Raw genomic sequence first — 18,827 nt, 5'->3', positions numbered from 1 at the left:
CGGGCCGGGTGCGAGGAGGTTCCCGGCGACCCACCCGCTACCTCTTGGCCGTCTTCCCGCAGAAGGCGGACTCCAGCACACCCCCCAGCGTGTCGAGAACCGCCCCGTTGTTGGACGTGTTGGCCACGGCGGTGACGCTCCTCGCCCCGTCCTTCGTGGCGAAGGCGTAGGTGTAGTAGCCCTGCACCGCTCCCGTGTGCCCGTACACGGAGATCCCGCAGGACAGGTCACGGCGCCGCAGGCCCAGCCCGTACGCCGTGGTGCTGTTGACCGGGGTGAAACGCTCCATCTCCGCTAGTCGTGCGCGGGACAGCAGCCGGCCCTCGAGCAGGGCGGAGTAGAAAATGTTCAGGTCCCGCGCGCTGGAGATGATCGCGCCCGCGCTCTGCGCCCACGAAACGGTCTGGTCGGTGGCGTCGACCAGCGGCTCGCCGGCCCGGTCGGGGGTGAGGTAGCCGCGTGCGAACGGACCGGGGATCGTGGTGTCCGGGTGGACGTAGAAGGTGTCGCGCAGGTTCAGCGGCTTGAAGATGCGCTCCTGGTACGCGGTCCGCACCGACTGCCCGGTGAGCTTCTCGATGAGGAGGCCCGCGACCACGAAGTTGGTGTTGGAGTACGCGTACGCGGCGCCGGGGGCGTTGGTGCGAGGTTTGCGCAGGGAGAGCGCGACCAGCTCGCGGTAGGTGAAGACCTTGTTCCGCACCGCCTCGAAGCCGGAGACGCTGTCGGCGAACAGGTCGTTGGTGTAGTCGTACAGGCCGCTGCGGTGGCTCAGCACCTGGCGCACCGTGATGCGGTCGTCGGGCAGCAGGCCGGGCAGATAGAGGTTGACCGGTGCGTCGAGCGAGAGCCGGTGCTCGTCGGCCAGTTGGAGCAGCACCACGGCCGAGAAGGACTTGGTGACACTTCCGATGCGGAACCGGTCCTCGGTCGCGAGGGGCCGCAGGGTGCTCCGGTCGGCGAAGCCGTCGGTGGCCCGGTAGCTCGCGTTGCGGTCGTCGATCCGGGCCAGTGCGCCCGGTGCGCCCCGGTCCACGGTCGCCCGCAGCGCCGCGGCCAGGCCGGCGGTGTCGGGCGCCGGAAGCGCCGTCGTGGCGGGGGCGTTCGCCGCCGCGGTCGCGGCCCGGGCCGGGACCGCCAGGAGCGACAGTACGACCGCTCCGAGGACCGCACCCCGCCCCACCGTTGCTGAGACCATCCGGCATCCACTCCCATGTGTTCGACGCATGATGCGATTTCGGTCACATTCCGGCCCTGGAACCTAGGCGATGGAGGCAACGTCTCCACAGTCGACACACAGTTGGTCACTCGCGATCACTCTCTGGCACGCATTCGTAAAGGATTGCCATAGAAGGTCGCGAAATGGATCATTCCGTCTTTACGTGCACATGACTGATCCGTAAGGGTTACCCCCCGGGGCCCGACCAGCCCCCGTGGCGCCCAACTGCGCCATGCCTCAAGGCGGTTGGTGATCCCGGCCGCCTTTGAACGAAGGAACCCTGATCAGTGCGTAGACCGCACATACGCAGCGTGGCCGTCGCCGTCGCGGTGACGACCGCTGCCACGGGCCTGGCCGGTACGGCCTTCGCGGGTCCCTCCACGGGGGTGGAGCGGTCCGCCGCCTCCACCACGGACGCCACGGCGGTGGTGGAGGCGGCGCGCACCGCGGCCTTCGCCCACGCCTCGGCGACCGGCGTCTCCAAGGGCGACGAACTCCACGCCCAGGACGTGATGATCGACCCCGAGGGTGCCCGTCACGTCCGCTTCGTCCGGACGCACGACGGTATGCCGGTCCTCGGCGGTGACCTCGTCGTCCACCTCGACCACAAGCTCGCCTACACCGGCGCGACCAGCGCGGCCGACCACGCCGTCAAGCCCGAGGCCACCCAGGCCAAGCTGACCGCCGGTCAGGCCGCGGCCAAGGCCGCCGAGGCCGCCAAGGGCGACGCGGGCACCGCCCGGCTCGTCGTCGACGTCCGCGGCGGTTCCGCGGCCCTCGCCTACCAGGTGACGGTGACCGAACAGGGCACCTCCAGCACCGTCGTCATCGACGCCGTCACCGGCAAGGTGCGCAGCAACACCCCGAACAGCGACGAGTTCCTCTCGCCGAAGCTGATCGACACCCTGCGCAAGCGCGGCGAGACCATCGACCCGGCGACCGGCACCGCCACCGCCGCGCCCTCGGGTCTGCTCGGTTCGGGCCTCTCCGGCGTCACGCACTACCCGACGTCCGCCAAGGGCACCGGCAAGACCCTCTTCGTGGGCAGCGTCGGCCTGACCACCACGGCCACCTCGAAGGGCCACTACCAGCTCAAGGACCCGAGCCGGTACGGCACCGAGACGCGTGACGCGAAGGGCTCGAAGTCGGAGAAGTTCAGCTCCGGCGCGAAGTTCACCAACACGACCAACGTGTGGGGCAACGGCAAGACCACGAGCCGTGCCAGCGCCGCCGCGGACGCCCAGTACGGCATCACCAAGACGCTGGACTTCTACAAGGGCACCTTCGGGCGCAAGGGCATCGCGAACAACAGCAAGCCCGCCCAGGGCATGGTCCACTGGGGCAGGAAGGTCGCCAACGCCTTCTGGGACCCGGACTGCAACTGCATGCTGTACGGCGACGGCGACGGCCGGATGTTCAAGAAGCCGCTCGTCGTCCTCGACGTCACCGGTCACGAGCTGACGCACGGCGTGGTCGAGGCGACCGCCGACCTGCAGCCGAGCTACGTCGACCCGGACGGCAACCAGTACGGCGAGGCCGGCGCGCTGAACGAGTCGCTCGCGGACATCTTCGGCTCGAACGTCGAGTTCTACGCCAAGAACGCCAAGGACACGCCGGACTACCTGATCGGCGAGAAGCTCGGCCTCGCCCAGAAGTTCCTGCGCCGCCTGGACCACCCCTCGCTCGACAAGCTCGAGGGCACGATCGACTACTGGTCGCCGGAGACCGAGATCACCGAGGTCCACGCCGGCTCCGGCGTCTCCTCGCACGCCTACTACCTCCTCGCCGAGGGCAGCGGCAAGAAGAAGATCGGCAGCGTCACCTACAACTCGCCGACCTACCACAACGTCTCGGTCAAGGGCATCGGCCGTACCAAGGCCACCGCCATCTTCTACCGTGCGCTCACCCGCTACATGGTCTCCACCACCTCCTTCCACGACGCGCGCGTCGCGACGCTGAAGGCGGCCAAGGACCTGTACGGCGCGAACAGCACCGAGTACAAGACGGTCGACAAGGCGTGGGCCGCGGTCAACGTCACCGTCGCCAACACGCCGGCCGCCCACCACTGACGGACGCCGACGCACACCGCACCACCGGATGCCCCGCGCCCCGCGCGGGGCATCCGCCCGTCCGGGGCCGGACGCCGCTTCGGCAACTGCCGTACCCCTGCGGCACAGTGGGAGAGGGACGCCGAGGACAGCGCCGGCCGTCGGCGACCCCGCGCGCGGCCGTACCCGGCCGTGCCGAGCCCGACGACCGGCCGGCTGGAGGAGCGGATGTCCCCCGACGACCCCCGTCGCCGTTCTCGGCGGCCCGAGCCGGCAGGGCGGAACGCCGCCGCAGGTGCGGAACCGCGGCATCGGCGGGATCATGACGACCGTGGGGTACGCAGTCACGTCCCGGACGGCGGGCGGACGGCCCGGGAGGTCCGTCACACGCCGGGATCCCGCCTCATGACCGGTCGGCTCGGACGCGGCTGCCGCGTCGCCGCCGCCCTGGTGACGGCCGTCGCCTGTCACTCGGGGCCCGCGCGGGCCGCCACCCACCCGCCGCCGTCCGCCTCCCGGCCCTCCGGCGTCGTCACCTGGGCGGCGAGCGCGGACCGTATCGGGGAGGGCACCGCGGACCAGGGCTACCGGATGATCGTCCACACCAGCGTCGGAGGCAGCGACCTGCGGGTGCGCCTGACCAACGCCTTCGGCGACCGCCCGCTGACCCTGGACGGCGTCCACGCCGGCCTGCGCCGCCGGGGCCCCGCGCTGCGACCGGGCAGCAACCGGCCGCTGACCTTCAAGGGCGCCCGCACGGTGACCGTCCCGGCGGGCGCCGTCGCCTGGAGCGACCCGCTGCCCGGCAGGATCCCGGCCGGCACCGACCTCGTCGTCAGCCTCCGCACCCCCGACGCGGCAGGCCCGGCGAGCGGCCACGGGATGGCGCTGCAGACGTCGTACACCGCGCAGGGCGGCCACACCGCCGAGGAGGGCGGCGCCGGCTGGACGCGGACGACCGACTCCTGGTGGTACCTCGACGCCGTCGCCGTACGACCGTCGAGCGCGGCCACCGGAGCCGTGGCCGCGCTCGGCGACTCCCTGACCGACGGCCGGCAGTCCACCCCCGACCTCGACCACCGCTGGCCCGATTACCTGGCCCGGCGTCTCGACGGCTCCGGCACGGACGTCAAGGGGGTCGCCGACGAGGGCATCGCGGGCAACAAGGTCCTCGCGGACGGCGCCGGACAGAGCGCCCTGCACCGCCTGGACCGGGACGTCCTCTCCCAGCCCGGTGTGCGGACCCTCTTCCTCTTCGAGGGGGTGAACGACCTCAAGGCCCACACCGGCGTCACCGCGGCCGACCTGATCGCCGGGTACCGGAAGATCATCCGGCGGGCGCACGCGGCCGGCATCTGCGTGGTCGCCGCCACCGTCGGGCCGTTCAAGGGGTGGCCGGAATGGGACCCGGCCGCCGAATCCGTCCGACAGGAGGTCAACCACTTCCTCCGCACCGGCCGGGACGCCGACGCCGTCACCGACTTCGACCGGACCCTGCGCAGCCCGCACGACCCCGAGCGCCTGTCACCGGCCTTCGACGGCGGCGACCACATCCACCCGAACGACCGGGGCATGCGCGCCCTGGCCGACGCCGTGAACCCGAACACCCTGCACTGCGCCCGCTGACCTCGCCCCGCCGGGCTCCCCGTGCCTCAGCCGACCTCGTCCGGCCCTGGGGCGCGTGGCTCGTGTCACGGTCGGTCTCGTCCTGCCCTGCCGGGGCTCCTTGCACCGCGGCGGGCTTTCTCGGCCGCGACCGGGTTCCTGGGCCTCGCCGGGCCCATGCCCACCTCGTCCGGCCCTGGGGCGCGTGGCTCGTGTCACGGTCGGTCTCGTCCTGCCCTGCCGGGGCTCCCTGCACCCCGGCAGGCTTTCTCGGCCGCGACCGGACCCATCGGGCCTCAGTCCGGCCAGCTGGCCTCGCGCGACTCGTCCCCGCCCTGCCTGACTCCCCGCGCCCCGGCCGCCGCCCCTCCACCCGGCCGGCTTCCTCCACCCGGCCCCGCTCCCCGCGTCCCGCCCGGCCCATCCCGCCTCGTCCGGCCAGCGGGCCCGCCCAGTTCGTCCCACCCCGGCTGGCTCCCCGCGCCCCGGCTGGCTCCCTCCGCCCGGCACGGCCCGTCCGGCCTCGTCCGGCTCACCCCGCTCTGCGGTCTCCCTCGTGGCTCACCCCGGTCTGCGGTCTCTCGCGTGGCTCACCCCGCCCTGCCGTCTCCCCGCGCCCCGGTCGGCCTCGGACCCGCCCGCGTCACCCCGAGCCGGGTGTCTCCGGTGCGATCAGCCCCGTGCGGTGGGCGATCGCCACCGCCTCCGTACGGCTCGCGGCGCCGAGCTTGGCGAGGATGTGGGACACGTGCACGCTGGCCGTCTTGCCGGTGATGAACAGCTCCTCGCCGATCTGCCGGTTGCTGCGGCCCCGCGCCAGGAGCCGCAGGACGTCCCGCTCCCGCGCGGTGAGCGATACGGCGGGGGAGGCCGTGAGGCGGCCCTGCCGGGTCAGCTCCTCGATCCGCTCCAGCAGCGGGGCCGCACCCAGCCGGACCGCCGTCTCCCGGGCCAGCCGCGCCTGCTCCGTCGCCTCCGTACGCCGCTCCGTGGCCAGCAGCGCCTGCGCGTACCGCACCCGGCACCGCGCCAGCTCGTACACGTCGCCGTACTCGAACGCGGCGACCGCCTTCTCCCACGCGGCCGGATCCGGACCGGAGACGACCGTCGCCCACTCCGCCTCCGCGCGGGCCAGCCACGCCTGCCCCTCCGGGCCCTGCACCCGCCCCTCATGGTCCTGCCCGGCGGTGGCCCGCGCCAGCTCCACCAGCTCCGCCGCGGTGTCCGTCCAGCGGGCGAGGTCACCGTCGCCGCCGGGGTGCCGGCCGGCCGTCCGGTCGGCTATCCCCGCCAGGCACAGCGCGGCGAGCCGGACCGTCACGCCCGGCTGCCGCGCCGTACCGTCGGCCAGCGCCCCGGTCGTCGCCCGCAGATGCCCGAGGGCCCGGTCCGGATCCCCCTGCCGCGAGGCGATGTCGGTGAGGACGACCCCGGCGACGAGCGTGCCCATCCAGTCGAAGGGGCCGTCCAGCAGGGCCCGGGCCCGCGCCCCCGCGCTGTCGTCACCGCGGCCCAGCGCCACGTACAGGACGGGACCCGTCGCACAGCCCGCGCCCGCAGGAGGGAGCGTGGCCGCCGCCTCCGCCGCGGCACGCAGACACTCCTCCCAGTGGCCCAGCGAGTACAGCACCAGCAGCTGCAGATAGCGCATCCCCAGCGGATACGCCGAGGACAGCAGGCCGGCCCGGCGTGCCCGCTCCAGGCCCTCGGCCAGCACCGGCAGGCACCCCTGCCGGTCGCCCGCCTCGAAGGCACCCATGGCCAGGTTGAACAGCGCCCGCATCTCCACCGGCGCGTCCTCGGCGGCACGGGCCAGTTCCCGGGCCCGGCGCAGCAGCTCCAGGCCCTCCCGACTGCGCCGGCCACCGCCCTCCAGCCCGGCCAGCGAGATCAGCACATCGGCCCGGGCGGCGCGCAGACCCAGCTCCTCGGCGACGGCCAGGGCCCGGCGGGCCACGCGCAACGCCGTCTCGTCCTGGCCGACCTGACGGGCCGCCATCACATGCGTGGCCGCCGCCCACACCCAGGTCCGCGAGGGCGGCTCGGCGGGAATCATCTCCAACGCCTCGCTGCTGTGCCGGAACGCAGCCGTCAGGCTGTCCACGGTCAGCAGGTTCCCGGCGAGCGTGTACCGCACCCGGGCCGCCAGCTCCGAGTCGGAGTCCGGGCCGATCCCGGCGAGCGCCGCGCGGGTCAGCGCCACCGCCCGGTGGCCGTCCCCGGCGTGCGCGGCCGCCGCCGAGGCGCGCAGGGTCAGCGTGATCCGGTCCAGCCCCTCCGACTCGGGCCGCACCGGCACCGGCACCGACGGCCACAGGTCCAGGGCGGTCTCCAGATGGCGCAGCTCCTCGGCGGGGGCGCCGAGCCGCCGGGCGTGGTCGGCGGCCTCCAGGCAGGCCGCGAGCGCCTCGGGCAGGTCATGGCTCTCGCGGGAGTGATGGGCGCGCTCCGCCGCGGTCTCGGGAACACGGCCGCGGGCGGTGAGCAGCCGGGCGTACGCGCCGTGCAGCCGGGACCGCTCACCGGGCAGCAGGTCGGCGTAGACCGCCTCGCGGGTCAGGGCGTGCCGGAAGGCGTACGTCCCGCCGTCCCCGGGGACGAGCAGCTGCCGCCCGACAGCCTCCCGCAGCGCCGCCTCCAGCCCGTCCTCGGGCAGTCCTGCCGCGTCGCGCAGCAGATCGTGCTCCACCCGGCGTCCGGCCACCGCGGCGGTCCGCAGCACCTGCTGGGCGGTCTCCGGCAGCTGCTCGACCCGGATGAGCAGCAGCTCGGCGAGCCCGCTGGGCACCCCGCGGGCGTACTCGCCCGCACTCTCCGCTCCGCTCGCACCGGAGGCGTCCCCGTCGGCCGCGGCGAGCAGCTCCTGCGCGTAGAACGCGTTGCCCTCCGCGCGGGCCACGATGCCGCGCACGACGGCTTCCGGCAGGGGCTGGTCCTCCAGGGCCCGCACCAGCCGGGCGACCTGCGGATCCGGCAGCGGGCGCAGCTCCAGCCGCTCCACGGCCGGCAACCGCACCAGTTCGGCCAGGAGGGGCCGCAACGGGTGGCGGCGGTGCAGGTCGTCGGCGCGGTAGGAGGCGAGGATCGCGAGCCGCCGGTCCGGTGTGCCGGCGCCCGGCCGGTGCGGCACGCCGCGGCTGAGCAGGAACCGCAACAGATCACGGGAGGACTGGTCGGCCCAGTGCAGGTCCTCCAGGACGAGCAGCAGCGGTGCCACGGCTGCCAGATCGGCCAGCAGTCCGGCCACGTCCTCGAAGAGCCGGAGCCGCGCGTCGGGTCCGCCCACGGCGTCCGCGCCCCCGCCGAGCAGCCGGTCCACCGCGGGGTGCGCGGCCAGGACGCCCGTGAAGCGCTCGTCGGCGGCGAGCACGCCAAGTATCTCGGTGAACGGCAGGTACGGCAGGCCGACATCGCCGAGGTCCACACAGTGGCCGGTGACCACGGTGGTCCCGGTCCGCGTCGCCCGCACGGCGACCTCGTCCAGCAGCCGCGTCTTGCCGACCCCCGCGTCCCCGGCGAGCAGCACCGCTCGCGCCTCGCCGCCCCGGGCCCGTTCCAGCACGCCCGTCAGCCGGGCCAGTTCCTCGTCCCGGCCGATCAACGGCGATGTGGTGAAGGCGGTCTGCGACACGCCTCCATCCTGGCACGCGCCACCGACAGCCCCGGCCCGAGCCTGCGCGGACGGTTCAGCGCAGGATCTCGGCCCAGTTCGCCGGCACCCGTCCCGCCGGACCGGGGACCGGCTGGTCGGCGGGATGGCCGGCCGGAGCGGCGAGTTCGGGACCGGAGGCGTACATCTCGTCGGTGGCGTAGTTCCAGAACCAGCCCTCGCCCGGCTCGAAGCTGCGGATGACCGGGTGCCCGGTCGCCCGGTAGTGGGCGGTGGCGTGCTTGGCGGGGGAGTCGTCGCAGCATCCGATGTGCCCGCACTGGGCGCAGCGGCGCAGATGGAACCACCAGCCGCCCGCCTCGTCGCACTCGACGCAGCCGGTACCGCTGGGCGGGACGCTGGGGTCGATTCCGTCGGCGGTGCTCATACGGTCTCCTCCGGTTGCTCTTCGGGCGAGCGGGGCGAGCCGGGCGTCTCGGCCGACTCGAGTGCCTCAGCCGTCTCGGGTGTCTCGGGCGTCTCGGCGGTCAGTGGCAGCAGCACCTGGAAGCGGGTGTCGCCGGGCACCGACTCGAGCCGCAGGGTGCCGTGGTGCTTGTTGACGACGATCCGCCAGGAGATGTCCAGGCCGAGCCCGGTGCCCTCGCCGACCGGTTTGGTGGTGAAGAACGGGTCGAAGATCCGGTCCTTGATCTCCGGGGGCACGCCGGGACCGGTGTCCCGGAACTCCACCAGCGCCCGCTCGTGGTCGATCGCGGTCCGGACCGTCACCGTGCCCTGTCCGCCGGCGCTGCCGATGGCGGAGACCGCGTTGTCGATGAGGTTGGTCCACACCTGGTTCAGCTCCGCCGGGTAGCCGGGCACCGGCGGCAGCGCGCGGTCGTACTCCTTCACGACCTCGATGCCGGGCCCGATCTTCCCGGACAGCATCAGCAGGGTGCTGTCGAGGAGTTCGTGCACGTCCACCACCTGGTAGGGCGCCCGGTCCAGTTGCGAGTACTGCTTGGCCGCGTCGACGAGGTGCGAGATACGGGTGGTGGAGTCCTCGATCTCGGTCATCAGCAGCTCGGTCTCGACGGTGTAGTTGAGCCACCCGACCGCCCCCGGCAGGATCTCCTCGCCCACGGCCGCGGCGACCTGCTCCAGCCAGTCGACGTCGAGTCCGGCCTGCACGAAGGTGGGGGAGATCTGCCAGCCGTGGTCGATGCCGTGGTCCTCCAGCCAGTCGGTGAGCAGGTCCTCCCGGTCGGCGGCCTCCAGCGGACTGAGCACCGGTGCCTTGGCGACCCGCTCGGCGGTCCGCTCCTGGATCTCGACCAGGTTCGCCAGGACGTCCCGGGTGAACGGCCCCTCGGCGATCACGGCCAGCTTGTGCCGCATCTTGGCCACCCGCTCGCGCAGCGTCGCGGTGGCCCGGACGGCAGCCGCCGCGGGGTTGTTGAGCTCGTGCGTGAGCCCGGCCGACAACGAGCCGAGCGCCAGCAGCCGTTCCCGCTGCCCGACGGCGGCCTGGGTGTTCTTCACGCCGAAGAACAGGCCCTCCAGCAGGTGTACGGCCATCGGGAACCACTCGCTCATCACGTCCGCGAAGATGTCCGCCGGCAGCACGAAGAAGCGCGTCGGCTCCGTCACCCGCATCGAGTTGGTGTACACCTGCCGCACCCGGTCGCCGAGGTACGCCTGCATCGCCCCCGCGTACGCCCCCCGCTGCGAGGTGCGGGACACCTCCACGTCGTCGCCGCCGACCCGGCGGGAGAGCACGACGGAGCCCTCGATCATCACGAAGAAACAGGTGGCGGGGTCGCCCTCGGTGTACACCGGACCGGGCTGGAACAGCTCCACCCGCCCCTCGCAGCACAGCCGCCCGAGCTGCTCGGGGCTCAGCTTCTCGAAGAGGAACAGCGAGCCGATCTCCTTCGGGCTGCACGGCACGACCTGCCCGCTCATGACTGCTCCAGGTACCGGTGGACGAGCATGACGGCCATGGCTCCCTCTCCGACGGCGGACGCGACACGCTTGGCGGACTCGGCGCGGGCGTCGCCCGCCACGAACACGCCGGGGACGCTGGTCTCCAGGTGGTACGGGGGACGGTCCAGCTCCCAGCCGGCCGGCGGCCGCCCGTCGGTGGTCAGGTCGGGTCCGGCCAGGATGAACCCGCGCTCGTCACGCAGCACGCTGTCGCCGAGCCAGTCGGTCAGCGGGGCGGCGCCGATGAACACGAACACCCACTGGGCGTCGACCACTTCGCTCTCTCCGGTCACGGTGTGGCGCAGCGTCAGCCGCTCCAGGCGGTCCGTACCGTGGGCCGCGTCCACGACCGTACGGCTGCGCACGGAGATGTTCGGGGCCTCGGCGATCTGCTGGATCAGGTAGTACGACATGGACGCCGACAGGTCCGGTCCGCGCACCAGCAGCGTCACCGACTTGGCGCCCCGGGACAGGTACATCGCCGCCTGGCCCGCCGAGTTGGCGCCGCCGACGATGTAGACGTCCTGCCCCTGGCAGGAGGCCGCCTCGGTCAGTGCCGAGCCGTAGAACACCCCGCAGCCGGTGAGGTCCCTGCAGCCCTGCGCCTCCAGCTGCCGGTACTGCACTCCGGTCGCCAGGATGATGCTGTGCGCGGCGATCGCCGAGCCGTCCGCGAACCGTACGATCCGGGCGGCGCCGTTGACCTCCAGACCGGTCACCTCGCGCGCGGTCAGGATCTCGGCGCCGAACTTCGCCGCCTGCCGCCGTGCCCGGTCGGTGAGCTGGGCGCCGGAGACACCGTCGGGGAAGCCGAGGTAGTTCTCGATCCGGGAGCTCTGCCCGGCCTGCCCGCCGGTCGCCGACCGCTCCACCAGCACGGTCCTGAGGCCTTCCGAGGCGCCGTACACGGCGGCGCCGAGTCCGGCGGGGCCGCCGCCGATCACGACGAGGTCGTAGAAGTCGGCCGTCGGTGTCGTCGCGAGCCCCACCCGCGCGGCCAGCTCCGGCGCCTCGGGCTCGACCAGCGCCGCGCCGTCCGGGGTGACCACCACCGGCAGCCGCTGCCCGTCCTGCCCGGCGGCGGCCAGCAGCCGCCGGCCCTCCGGCTCGTCCACCGAGTACCAGCGGTACGGCACCTGGTTGCGGGCCAGGAACTCCCGGACGTCCGAGGACCGCGCCGACCACCGGTGCCCCACGACCTTGGTGCTGGGCACGGGCTTGTAGGCGCTGCTGCGCCACGCCTGGAGCAGGTCGTCCACGACCGGGTAGAGCTTCTCCTCCGGCGGGTCCCAGGGCTTGAGCAGGTAGTGGTCGAGATCGACCACGTTGATCGCGTCGATCGCCGCGTTGGTGTCCGCGTACGCGGTCAGCAGCACTCGTCGGGCCCCCGGGTACACGTCGAGCGCCTGCTCCAGGAATTCGATGCCGTTCATCTGCGGCATCCGGTAGTCGGCCAGGATCACCGCCACCAGGTCGCCGCGCAGCTTCAGCTCGCGCAGCGCGTCCAGTGCCGACTCCCCGGACTCCGCGCGCACGATCCGGTACGACTCGCCGTAGCGCCGCCTGAGATCCCGGGCGACGGCGCGGGAGACCCCCGGGTCGTCGTCCACGGTCAGAATGACGGTCCGCGCTGTGTCGGCGGCCTGTGCCATGCCTCTCCCACCCCGAGCGGTTGGATCCACGGGACGGTGCCGCCGGCACCGCACCGGTTCGAAGCCATCGTATGTTCGATCGCCGGGCTTCGCTCTCCGCTCGAAAGATCGTCGTGCCCGTGCGCGACGTGCTCGAAAGTGGGCATGAGCACCACGAGCGAGCGATGACGAGGAGGCCCGCGCATGACACGCCCGATCACGGCAGGGGTGGACGGTACGGAGGAGAGTGTGGCCGCGCTGGACTGGGCGGCGCGCGAGGCCGTGCGCCGGGGGCTGCCCCTGCGGGTCGTGCACGCCTGGCGCTACGCCGAGTCGCCGGCCGCCGCCGACCGGGAGACCCAGCACGGGTGGGTGTCCGAAGGCGTGGCGGAGGCCGTGCGCAAGGTCTCCGGGCTCCATCCGGAGCTGACGGTGAGTGTGGACGTCGTCGAGGGCCAGGCCACGGAGGCGCTGGCCGGGGCGGCGGCGGAGGCCGAGATGCTGGTGCTCGGCTCGCGCGGCCACGGGCGCGTCCTGGGCTTCCTGCTGGGCTCGGTCGGCCAGCAGGTGATCGCCGAGACGACCCGGCCCGTGGTCCTGGTCCGCGCCGAGGACCGGCCGGCGGCCGAGGCGGCCGGGCGGGACGTGGTCGTGGGCCAGCACGGCGGACCCGAGGACAGCGCGGAGGCGCTGAGGTTCGCGTTCGAGACCGCGGCGGCCCGCCGCGCGACCGTCCGGGCCGTGCGGGCCTGGACCCTGCCGCCGGTCTTCGCCTACAGCCCCGGCTCGCTGAAGCTGCTGGACGACGTGGGCGGCCTCGAGCCGTACGAGCGCCAGGCGCTGGCCGAGGCCCTGCAGCCGTGGCGGGAGCGGTTCCCGGACGTGCCCGTCGCCGAGCACGTCGAGATGGGCAGTGCGGCGCAGGTGCTGCTCTCGGTGGCGGGGCACGCCCAGCTCATGGTCGTCGGACGCCGGGCGCACCGTACGGCGGTCGGCGCCCGGATCGGCTCGGTCGCGCACGGGGTGCTGCACCACGCCGAGTGCCCGGTGGCCGTGGTCCCGCACGAGTGAGTCAGTCGGGGGTGGTGGGCTCCAGGGTGGCCCGGGCCTTGGGCAGGACGTTCTCGATGTAGTCGGTGACGGCGGTGTCGAGGCCTGTGTCGTGCTGCGCGCGCTCGGACAGGTACCAGCGGTGTTCGAGGAGTTCGTGGTAGATCTCGGCCGGGTCCATGGAGCCGCGCAGTTCCGGGGGGACGGCGCGCACGGTGGGCCGGAAGACGTCCCGGACCCAGCGGTGGGCCAGCACCTCGGGCCGGGCGGCCAGGGGGTCGCCGGGCGCGTGGTCGTCCTGGGTGGCCATCCAGCTCTCCAGGTCGTTCAGCAGCCGCCGCGCCTGGTTCTCCTCGGCGTCCAGGCCGGTCAGCCGCAGCAGCTGGCGCTGGTGGTGCCCGGCGTCGACCACCTTGGGCACGAAGGTGACCGAGTCGCCGCCCGAGGAGTGCTCGATCTGCATCTCGGCGACGTCGAAGCCGAGTTCGTTCAGGCGGCGGATCCGGCGTTCGATGTAGTGGTACTTGCCCGCCGGATACACCGACGTGCGGGTCAGCTCCTGCCACAGTCCCTGGTAGCGGGTGCAGATCTCGTGCCCGAACTCCACGGGGTCGACGGACGGGTGCAGCGCGCCGGACGCCTCCAGGTCCAGCAGCTCCCCGCTGATGTTCACCCGGGCCAGCTCGAGGTCGTACTCCCGCTGCCCCGGGCTCAGCCGGGGATGCAGATCACCGGTCTCGGCGTCCACCAGATAGGCGGCGTAGGCGCCCGCGTCCCGCCGGAACAGGGTGTTGGACAGCGAGCAGTCGCCCCAGGCGAACCCGGCCAGGTGCAGCCGCACCAGCAGCACGGCGAGGGCGTCCATGAGCCGGTGCATGGTCGCCGGGCGCATGGTCGTCTCGAACATCGACCGGTACGGCATCGAGCCGCGCAGATGCCGGGTGACCAGCACCGGCTCCAGCGGCGCGCCGGAGCCGTCGGTGCGGCCGGTGATCACCGCGAGCGGGTCGACGGCCGGGATGCCGAGCCGGTCCAGATCGCGCAGCAGCCCGTACTCGCGCAGCGCGGGCCGTTCGGCCAGCTCCTTGACGGCGATCACCTCGTCGCCGGCGTGCGCGTACCGCACGACATGGCGGGAGATGCCACGGGGCAGGGGCACGAGGTACTCCTCGGGCCACTCCTCCAGAGGGACGTCCCAGGGCAGGGCGAGCAGGAGCGCGGGGTGCTCCGGGTTCGTGGCGCTGATCTGCAAGGCCATGGCACGAACCCTAAGGCCCCGCGCGCCCGTTCTAGGAGGCCCGGTCCCGGGCCTGCTCCGCCGCCGCCCGTACCGGGCCCCGGTGGACCGGCCCGTGCCCGGGCAGCAGCGTGTCGCCCTCGAGTGCGCCGATCACGTCCAGGGAGGCCACGACCTGGGCACGCTCGTGGTGGAAGAAGTCGAGGAGGATCTGCGGGCCCTTGACCCGTGCGGTCGCGTGCCCGCTGACCAGGGCGTCGCCCGAGATCACGATGCCCGACCCGGGCAGGTGGTAGACGCAGTGGCCGTCCGTGTGGCCGGGCGTGTGCACCGGGACCGGACGGCCCGGCAGGTCGAGCGGGCCCTCGCCGGGGAACGGCTCGGGAGCGGTGACCGGGTTGTGCTGCGTACCGCCCACCTGGACGACATGCCGCGCCCACGACACGACACCGGGCCGCCAGGCGTTGCGCACCACGTCACCGATGGTGGCCTGATGGAGGAAATCCCTTCGCGCGTGCGGGACTTCGGCCGGGTGCAGATACACCGGGGTGCCGTGGGCCGAGCGCAGGTACTCGGCCGAGCCCAGGTGGTCGTTGTGCGCGTGGGTGATCAGCACGGCGGCCACCGCGTCCGGTGAACTCCCCACCGCCGCCAGGGATTCGAGGAGCCCCTGCCGGTCTCCGGGGTACCCGGTGTCGATCAGCGTGACGGCGTCGCCGTCCTTGAGGATGACCCAGTTGGTGTGGTGACCGTGCACCAGGTAGGTGTCTTCGGCGACTTGGCGTACGTCTGCGGTCATGATCTCTCCGGGGCCCCTGGGCGGCTGATCGTCGCGGGACAGCCAACCAGATGTCGCACCGCCCTGCGCAAGAGGGTGGGCGCGGCCGTCAGCGCACACCGTGCGGCCGGAACTGGATGCTGATGCGGGGCCCGGTGGCCCGGCTGGTCTTCGGCACGCAGTGCTCCCAGGTGCGCTGACAGGAGCCGCCCATCACGATGAGGTCGCCGTGTCCCAGCGGGCGCCGCACCGTCGAGCCGCCGCCCGCCGGGCGCAGCAGCAGGTCCCGCGGCGCGCCGACGGAGAGGATCGCGACCATCGTGTCCTCGCGGGCGCCCCGCCCGATCCGGTCCCCGTGCCAGGCGACGCTGTCCCGGCCGTCGCGGTAGAAGCACAGTCCGGCGGTGGTGAACGGCTCGCCCAGCTCGCCCGCGTAGCGCGCGCAGAGCGCGTCGCGGGCCTCGTCCAGCACCGGGTCGGGCAGCGGGTCGAGCGCGCCGTAGAAGGCCAGCAGGCGCGGCACGGCCACCACGTTGTCGTACATCTTCCGCCGTTCCGCCCGCCACGGGACGTCCGCCGCGAGCTTCTCGAACAGGGCGTCGGCCCCGCTCAGCCAGCCGGGCAGGACGTCGATCCAGGCGCCGGCGCCCAGCTGGGTCCGGCGCAGACCGTCCAGCGGGCCGAGCCGCATCTCGTCGGTCTGGTCGAACAAGGAGCCCTGGAGGTGCGTGGACATGGGTCCAGCGTACTCCTGAATCGAAAATACGTTCCCATTGAGCCGTGCGGGCCTCACCGGGCCGTGCGGGCCGCGAGCGATCCGGCCTCGTGCACGCTCTTTCGATACATCGATGTATCGGATACATTCGCGTATCGAATCGCCGAAGGAGCACGCCGCCGATGGAAGACACACCGAAACGCGTCACCCGGCGCCGGGTCCGCACTCGTGCCAGGCTGCTCGACGCCGCGTTCCAGGTGTTCGCCGCCAAGGGCTTCGGACGGGTGTCCATCGAGGAGGTCTGCGAGGCCGCCGGGTTCAGCCGCGGTGCCTTCTACTCCAACTTCGCCACCCTGGACGAGCTGTTCTTCGCCCTCTACCAGGAGCGCGCCGACCTCATCGCCGCCCAGGTGGCCGACGCCTTCGCCCAGGAGGGCCCCGACCTCGACGTCCGCGCCTCCGTGGACCGGGTCACCGAGGTGCTGCTGCTCGACGTGGACTGGCTGCTGGTCAAGACGGACTTCCTGGTGCACGCCGCCCGTGACGCCGCCGTCGCCCGCGCCCTGCTCGACCACCGCGCCCGGCTCCGCCGGGCCATCGCCGACCGGCTCTCCCGGGCCCGCGGCCACACCGATCTCCCCGCCGTCCTCGGCGACCCCGACGGCGCCGCACACGCCGTGGTCGCCGCCTACGACGGGGTCACCACCCAACTGCTGCTGGACAAGGACGTCGAAGCCGCCCGGGTCTGGCTGAAACAGCTGCTCACCGCGCTGCTCACGGACGGCAGCGGCTCCCCATCGAGGATCTGAGGAAGGACACGGACGCCATGGACGCGGACGTCATCGTCGTCGGAGCGGGTCTCGCCGGCCTGGTCGCGGCGCACGAACTCACCAGCCGGGGCCGCAGGGTGGCCCTGGTCGACCAGGAGAACGCCGCCAACCTCGGCGGCCAGGCGTTCTGGTCCTTCGGCGGGCTCTTCCTCGTCGACTCGCCCGAGCAGCGCCGGCTCGGCATCAAGGACTCCTTCGACCTGGCCTGGAACGACTGGCAGGGCAGCGCGCAGTTCGACCGGCTGGACGACGAGGACTCCTGGGCGGTGCGCTGGGCGCGCGCCTACGTCGGGTTCGCGGCCGGCGAGAAGCGCTCCTGGCTGCAGGGACACGGCATCGAGCTGCTGCCGACCGTCGGCTGGGCCGAGCGCGGCGACCTGAGGGCGGACGGGCACGGCAACTCCGTCCCGCGCTTCCACATCGCCTGGGGCACCGGCACCGGCGTGGTCGAGCCGTTCGTGCGGTACGCCCGCCAGGCCGCCCGGGACGGGCTGCTCGCCTTCCACCACCGTCACCGGGTGGACGAGCTGGTCATCGAGGACGGCACGGCGCGCGGGGTGCGCGGCACGGTCCTCGCCGACGACTCCTCGCCGCGCGGTGTCGCCTCCAACCGCGACCGGACCGGCGACTTCGAACTGACCGCCCAGGCCGTGATCGTCACCACCGGCGGCATCGGCGCCGACCACGACATCGTGCGCCGCTACTGGCCCGAGCGGCTCGGCACGCCCCCCGCCGAGATGGTCACCGGCGTCCCGGCCTACGTCGACGGCCGGATGCTCGACATCAGCGCCGGGGCAGGCGTGCGCCTGGTCAACCGGGACCGCATGTGGCACTACACCGAGGGCTTGCAGAACTGGGACCCCGTCTGGCCCGGCCACGGCATCCGCATCCTGCCCGGCCCGTCCTCCATCTGGCTCGACGCCCTCGGCCGCCGGCTGCCCGACCCCTGCCTGCCCGGCTACGACACCCTGAGCACGCTCAAGTACCTGCGCACCACCGAGGACATCGCCGGGTACGACCACTCCTGGTTCGTCCTCACCCGGAAGATCATCGAGAAGGAGTTCGCGCTCTCCGGCTCCGAGCAGAACCCGGACATCACCGCCAAGGAACCGCAAGGCCGTGCTGCGGGACCGGCTGCTCGGCAAGGGCGCTCCCGCGCCGGTGCGGGCCTTCCTCGACAAGGGCGCGGACTTCGTGACCGCGGGCACCCTGGAGCAGCTGGTCGGGAAGATGAACGACCTCACCGACAAACCGCTGCTGGACGCGGCCCAGGTGCGCCGCCAGATCGAGGCCCGCGATCTGCAGATGGCCAACCCCTACAGCAAGGACTCCCAGGTCCAGGGCATCCGCAACGCCCGCCGCTACCTCGGGGACCGGCTCGGCCGGGTCGCCGGCCCGCACCGCATCCTCGACCCGGCGGCCGGCCCGCTCATCGGCGTCCGGCTGCACGTACTGACCCGCAAGACCCTCGGCGGCATCCAGACCGACCTCGACTCGCGCGCCCTCGCCGCCGACGGCACGCCGATCGAGGGGCTGTACGCGGCGGGCGAGGTGGCCGGCTTCGGCGGTGGCGGCGTGCACGGCTACAACGCGCTGGAGGGCACCTTCCTCGGCGGCTGCCTGTTCTCGGGGCGGGCCGCGGGCCGGCACGCGGCCCGGCAGACGGGCTGACCCCGGCGGCCCGACTCACCTGGGGGCGACCTCGCCCGGGATCGACCTCAGCCCTTGATCAGCTCCGCCAGCACGGAGGCGTGGCTCTGCTCCGGTGCCTTCGACGCCGTCAGCAGGGTCACGCTCCCTTCGCGGGCAGCCGAGCGCAGGCCGTCGAGGAGCTCGGCGGCCTCGGGGGCGTCCAGCTCCGCCTCGTAACGGCTGCGGAACTCGTCGTGGGAGCCCCCGGCGTGGTACCAGGTGCGCAGCTCGGTCGACGGGGTGAGCCCCTTGGGCCACTCGTCCACGTGCGCCGCGTCCTTCGCGAGCCCCCGCGGCCACAGCCGGTCGACCAGCACCCGCAGTCCGTCGTCGGGCTCGGGCGGTTCGTAGATACGGCGCACACGCACGCTCACGGTCGGGGCCTTTCCGTCGCGGACTCCGTCGCGAGCCTACTGCGGCGGGCCGCGGCCGCCCGGGCGCGAC

13 protein-coding genes and 1 pseudogene are annotated in these 18,827 nt (G+C 73.2%); 5 read left to right on the top strand and 9 right to left on the bottom strand.

Going from position 1 to position 18,827, the window contains the following annotated elements; translation table 11 throughout:
- Window positions 1-37 precede the first annotated feature (37 nt).
- Window positions 38-1,198 (bottom strand): serine hydrolase domain-containing protein, encoded by a 1,161-nt coding sequence (locus ACIHEJ_RS03820; RefSeq protein WP_400131901.1) that lies wholly within the window; start codon window positions 1,196-1,198, stop codon window positions 38-40.
- 308 nt (window positions 1,199-1,506) lie between these two features.
- On the opposite strand from ACIHEJ_RS03820, the gene ACIHEJ_RS03815 reads away from it, so the two are divergent.
- A complete protein-coding gene (locus tag ACIHEJ_RS03815; protein WP_400131900.1) occupies window positions 1,507-3,288 on the top strand; it encodes a M4 family metallopeptidase in 1,782 nt (593 codons plus the stop codon).
- 384 nt (window positions 3,289-3,672) lie between these two features.
- Window positions 3,673-4,893, top strand: coding sequence for an SGNH/GDSL hydrolase family protein (locus ACIHEJ_RS03810; RefSeq protein ID WP_400131898.1), 1,221 nt, complete (start codon window positions 3,673-3,675; stop codon window positions 4,891-4,893).
- 622 nt (window positions 4,894-5,515) lie between these two features.
- On the opposite strand, the gene ACIHEJ_RS03805 is transcribed toward ACIHEJ_RS03810, so the two are convergent.
- Genes ACIHEJ_RS03805 through ACIHEJ_RS03790 form a run of 4 tightly spaced genes read right to left on the bottom strand, consistent with a single transcriptional unit; the run spans window position 5,516 to window position 12,102 of the window.
- A complete protein-coding gene (locus ACIHEJ_RS03805) occupies window positions 5,516-8,503 on the bottom strand; it encodes a helix-turn-helix transcriptional regulator (RefSeq protein WP_400131896.1) in 2,988 nt (995 codons plus the stop codon).
- A gap of 55 nt (window positions 8,504-8,558) precedes the next feature.
- On the bottom strand, window positions 8,559-8,909 hold the full coding sequence (locus tag ACIHEJ_RS03800; protein ID WP_400131894.1) for a UBP-type zinc finger domain-containing protein: 351 nt from the start codon (window positions 8,907-8,909) through the stop codon (window positions 8,559-8,561).
- Window positions 8,906-10,429 (bottom strand): ATP-binding protein, encoded by a 1,524-nt coding sequence (locus tag ACIHEJ_RS03795; RefSeq protein WP_400131893.1) that lies wholly within the window; start codon window positions 10,427-10,429, stop codon window positions 8,906-8,908. The genes ACIHEJ_RS03800 and ACIHEJ_RS03795 overlap by 4 nt, the downstream gene beginning before the upstream one ends.
- Window positions 10,426-12,102 carry an FAD-dependent oxidoreductase gene (locus ACIHEJ_RS03790; RefSeq protein ID WP_400131891.1) on the bottom strand — a complete coding sequence of 559 codons (1,677 nt, stop codon included), beginning with the start codon at window positions 12,100-12,102 and terminating at the stop codon, window positions 10,426-10,428. Before ACIHEJ_RS03790 ends, ACIHEJ_RS03795 begins: the two co-directional genes overlap by 4 nt.
- Window positions 12,103-12,285: 183 nt before the next feature.
- Between ACIHEJ_RS03790 and ACIHEJ_RS03785 the strand changes: the two genes are divergently transcribed.
- A complete protein-coding gene (locus tag ACIHEJ_RS03785; RefSeq protein WP_400131889.1) occupies window positions 12,286-13,152 on the top strand; it encodes a universal stress protein in 867 nt (288 codons plus the stop codon).
- Between the two features lies 1 nt (window position 13,153).
- On the opposite strand, the gene ACIHEJ_RS03780 is transcribed toward ACIHEJ_RS03785, so the two are convergent.
- The 3 genes from ACIHEJ_RS03780 to ACIHEJ_RS03770 form a co-directional block, all read right to left on the bottom strand.
- The gene (locus tag ACIHEJ_RS03780) at window positions 13,154-14,389 is read right to left on the bottom strand and encodes a DUF4032 domain-containing protein (protein ID WP_400131887.1); all 1,236 of its coding nucleotides are present in this window, start codon (window positions 14,387-14,389) and stop codon (window positions 13,154-13,156) included.
- A gap of 31 nt (window positions 14,390-14,420) precedes the next feature.
- A complete protein-coding gene (locus ACIHEJ_RS03775) occupies window positions 14,421-15,167 on the bottom strand; it encodes an MBL fold metallo-hydrolase (RefSeq protein WP_400131885.1) in 747 nt (248 codons plus the stop codon).
- Window positions 15,168-15,255: 88 nt separating this feature from the next.
- Window positions 15,256-15,882: an alpha-ketoglutarate-dependent dioxygenase AlkB gene (locus tag ACIHEJ_RS03770; protein WP_400131883.1), complete on the bottom strand. Its 627-nt coding sequence runs from the start codon at window positions 15,880-15,882 to the stop codon at window positions 15,256-15,258.
- A gap of 161 nt (window positions 15,883-16,043) precedes the next feature.
- On the opposite strand from ACIHEJ_RS03770, the gene ACIHEJ_RS03765 reads away from it, so the two are divergent.
- Both ACIHEJ_RS03765 and ACIHEJ_RS03760 read left to right on the top strand, forming a co-directional pair.
- Window positions 16,044-16,670, top strand: a complete 627-nt coding sequence (locus tag ACIHEJ_RS03765) for a TetR/AcrR family transcriptional regulator (RefSeq protein ID WP_400131881.1) — start codon at window positions 16,044-16,046, stop codon at window positions 16,668-16,670.
- Between the two features lie 17 nt (window positions 16,671-16,687).
- A pseudogene (locus ACIHEJ_RS03760) lies at window positions 16,688-18,362 on the top strand (FAD-binding dehydrogenase).
- Between the two features lie 47 nt (window positions 18,363-18,409).
- Here the strand turns inward: ACIHEJ_RS03760 and ACIHEJ_RS03755 are convergent.
- On the bottom strand, window positions 18,410-18,757 hold the full coding sequence (locus ACIHEJ_RS03755) for a DUF488 domain-containing protein (RefSeq protein ID WP_400131879.1): 348 nt from the start codon (window positions 18,755-18,757) through the stop codon (window positions 18,410-18,412).
- Window positions 18,758-18,827: the final 70 nt, after the last annotated feature.

The organism is Streptomyces sp. NPDC052301 (assembly GCF_044593395.1).
Classification (GTDB): Bacteria; Actinomycetota; Actinomycetes; order Streptomycetales; family Streptomycetaceae; genus Streptomyces.
Note: the sequence above shows the minus strand (reverse complement) of the source record. Positions and strands in the feature narration are given on the sequence as shown.

What these genes read in the sequence shown, in the direction of transcription:
- ACIHEJ_RS03765 (WP_400131881.1), top strand. Translation starts at nt 16,044, where the DNA reads ATGGAAGACACACCGAAACGCGTCACCCGGCGCCGGGTCCGCACTCGT.
- ACIHEJ_RS03785 (WP_400131889.1), top strand. Translation starts at nt 12,286, where the DNA reads ATGACACGCCCGATCACGGCAGGGGTGGACGGTACGGAGGAGAGTGTG.
- ACIHEJ_RS03780 (WP_400131887.1), bottom strand. Translation starts at nt 14,389, where the DNA reads ATGGCCTTGCAGATCAGCGCCACGAACCCGGAGCACCCCGCGCTCCTG.
- ACIHEJ_RS03770 (WP_400131883.1), bottom strand. Translation starts at nt 15,882, where the DNA reads ATGTCCACGCACCTCCAGGGCTCCTTGTTCGACCAGACCGACGAGATG.
- ACIHEJ_RS03820 (WP_400131901.1), bottom strand. Translation starts at nt 1,198, where the DNA reads ATGGTCTCAGCAACGGTGGGGCGGGGTGCGGTCCTCGGAGCGGTCGTA.
- ACIHEJ_RS03800 (WP_400131894.1), bottom strand. Translation starts at nt 8,909, where the DNA reads ATGAGCACCGCCGACGGAATCGACCCCAGCGTCCCGCCCAGCGGTACC.
- ACIHEJ_RS03790 (WP_400131891.1), bottom strand. Translation starts at nt 12,102, where the DNA reads ATGGCACAGGCCGCCGACACAGCGCGGACCGTCATTCTGACCGTGGAC.
- ACIHEJ_RS03795 (WP_400131893.1), bottom strand. Translation starts at nt 10,429, where the DNA reads ATGAGCGGGCAGGTCGTGCCGTGCAGCCCGAAGGAGATCGGCTCGCTG.
- ACIHEJ_RS03810 (WP_400131898.1), top strand. Translation starts at nt 3,673, where the DNA reads ATGACCGGTCGGCTCGGACGCGGCTGCCGCGTCGCCGCCGCCCTGGTG.
- ACIHEJ_RS03775 (WP_400131885.1), bottom strand. Translation starts at nt 15,167, where the DNA reads ATGACCGCAGACGTACGCCAAGTCGCCGAAGACACCTACCTGGTGCAC.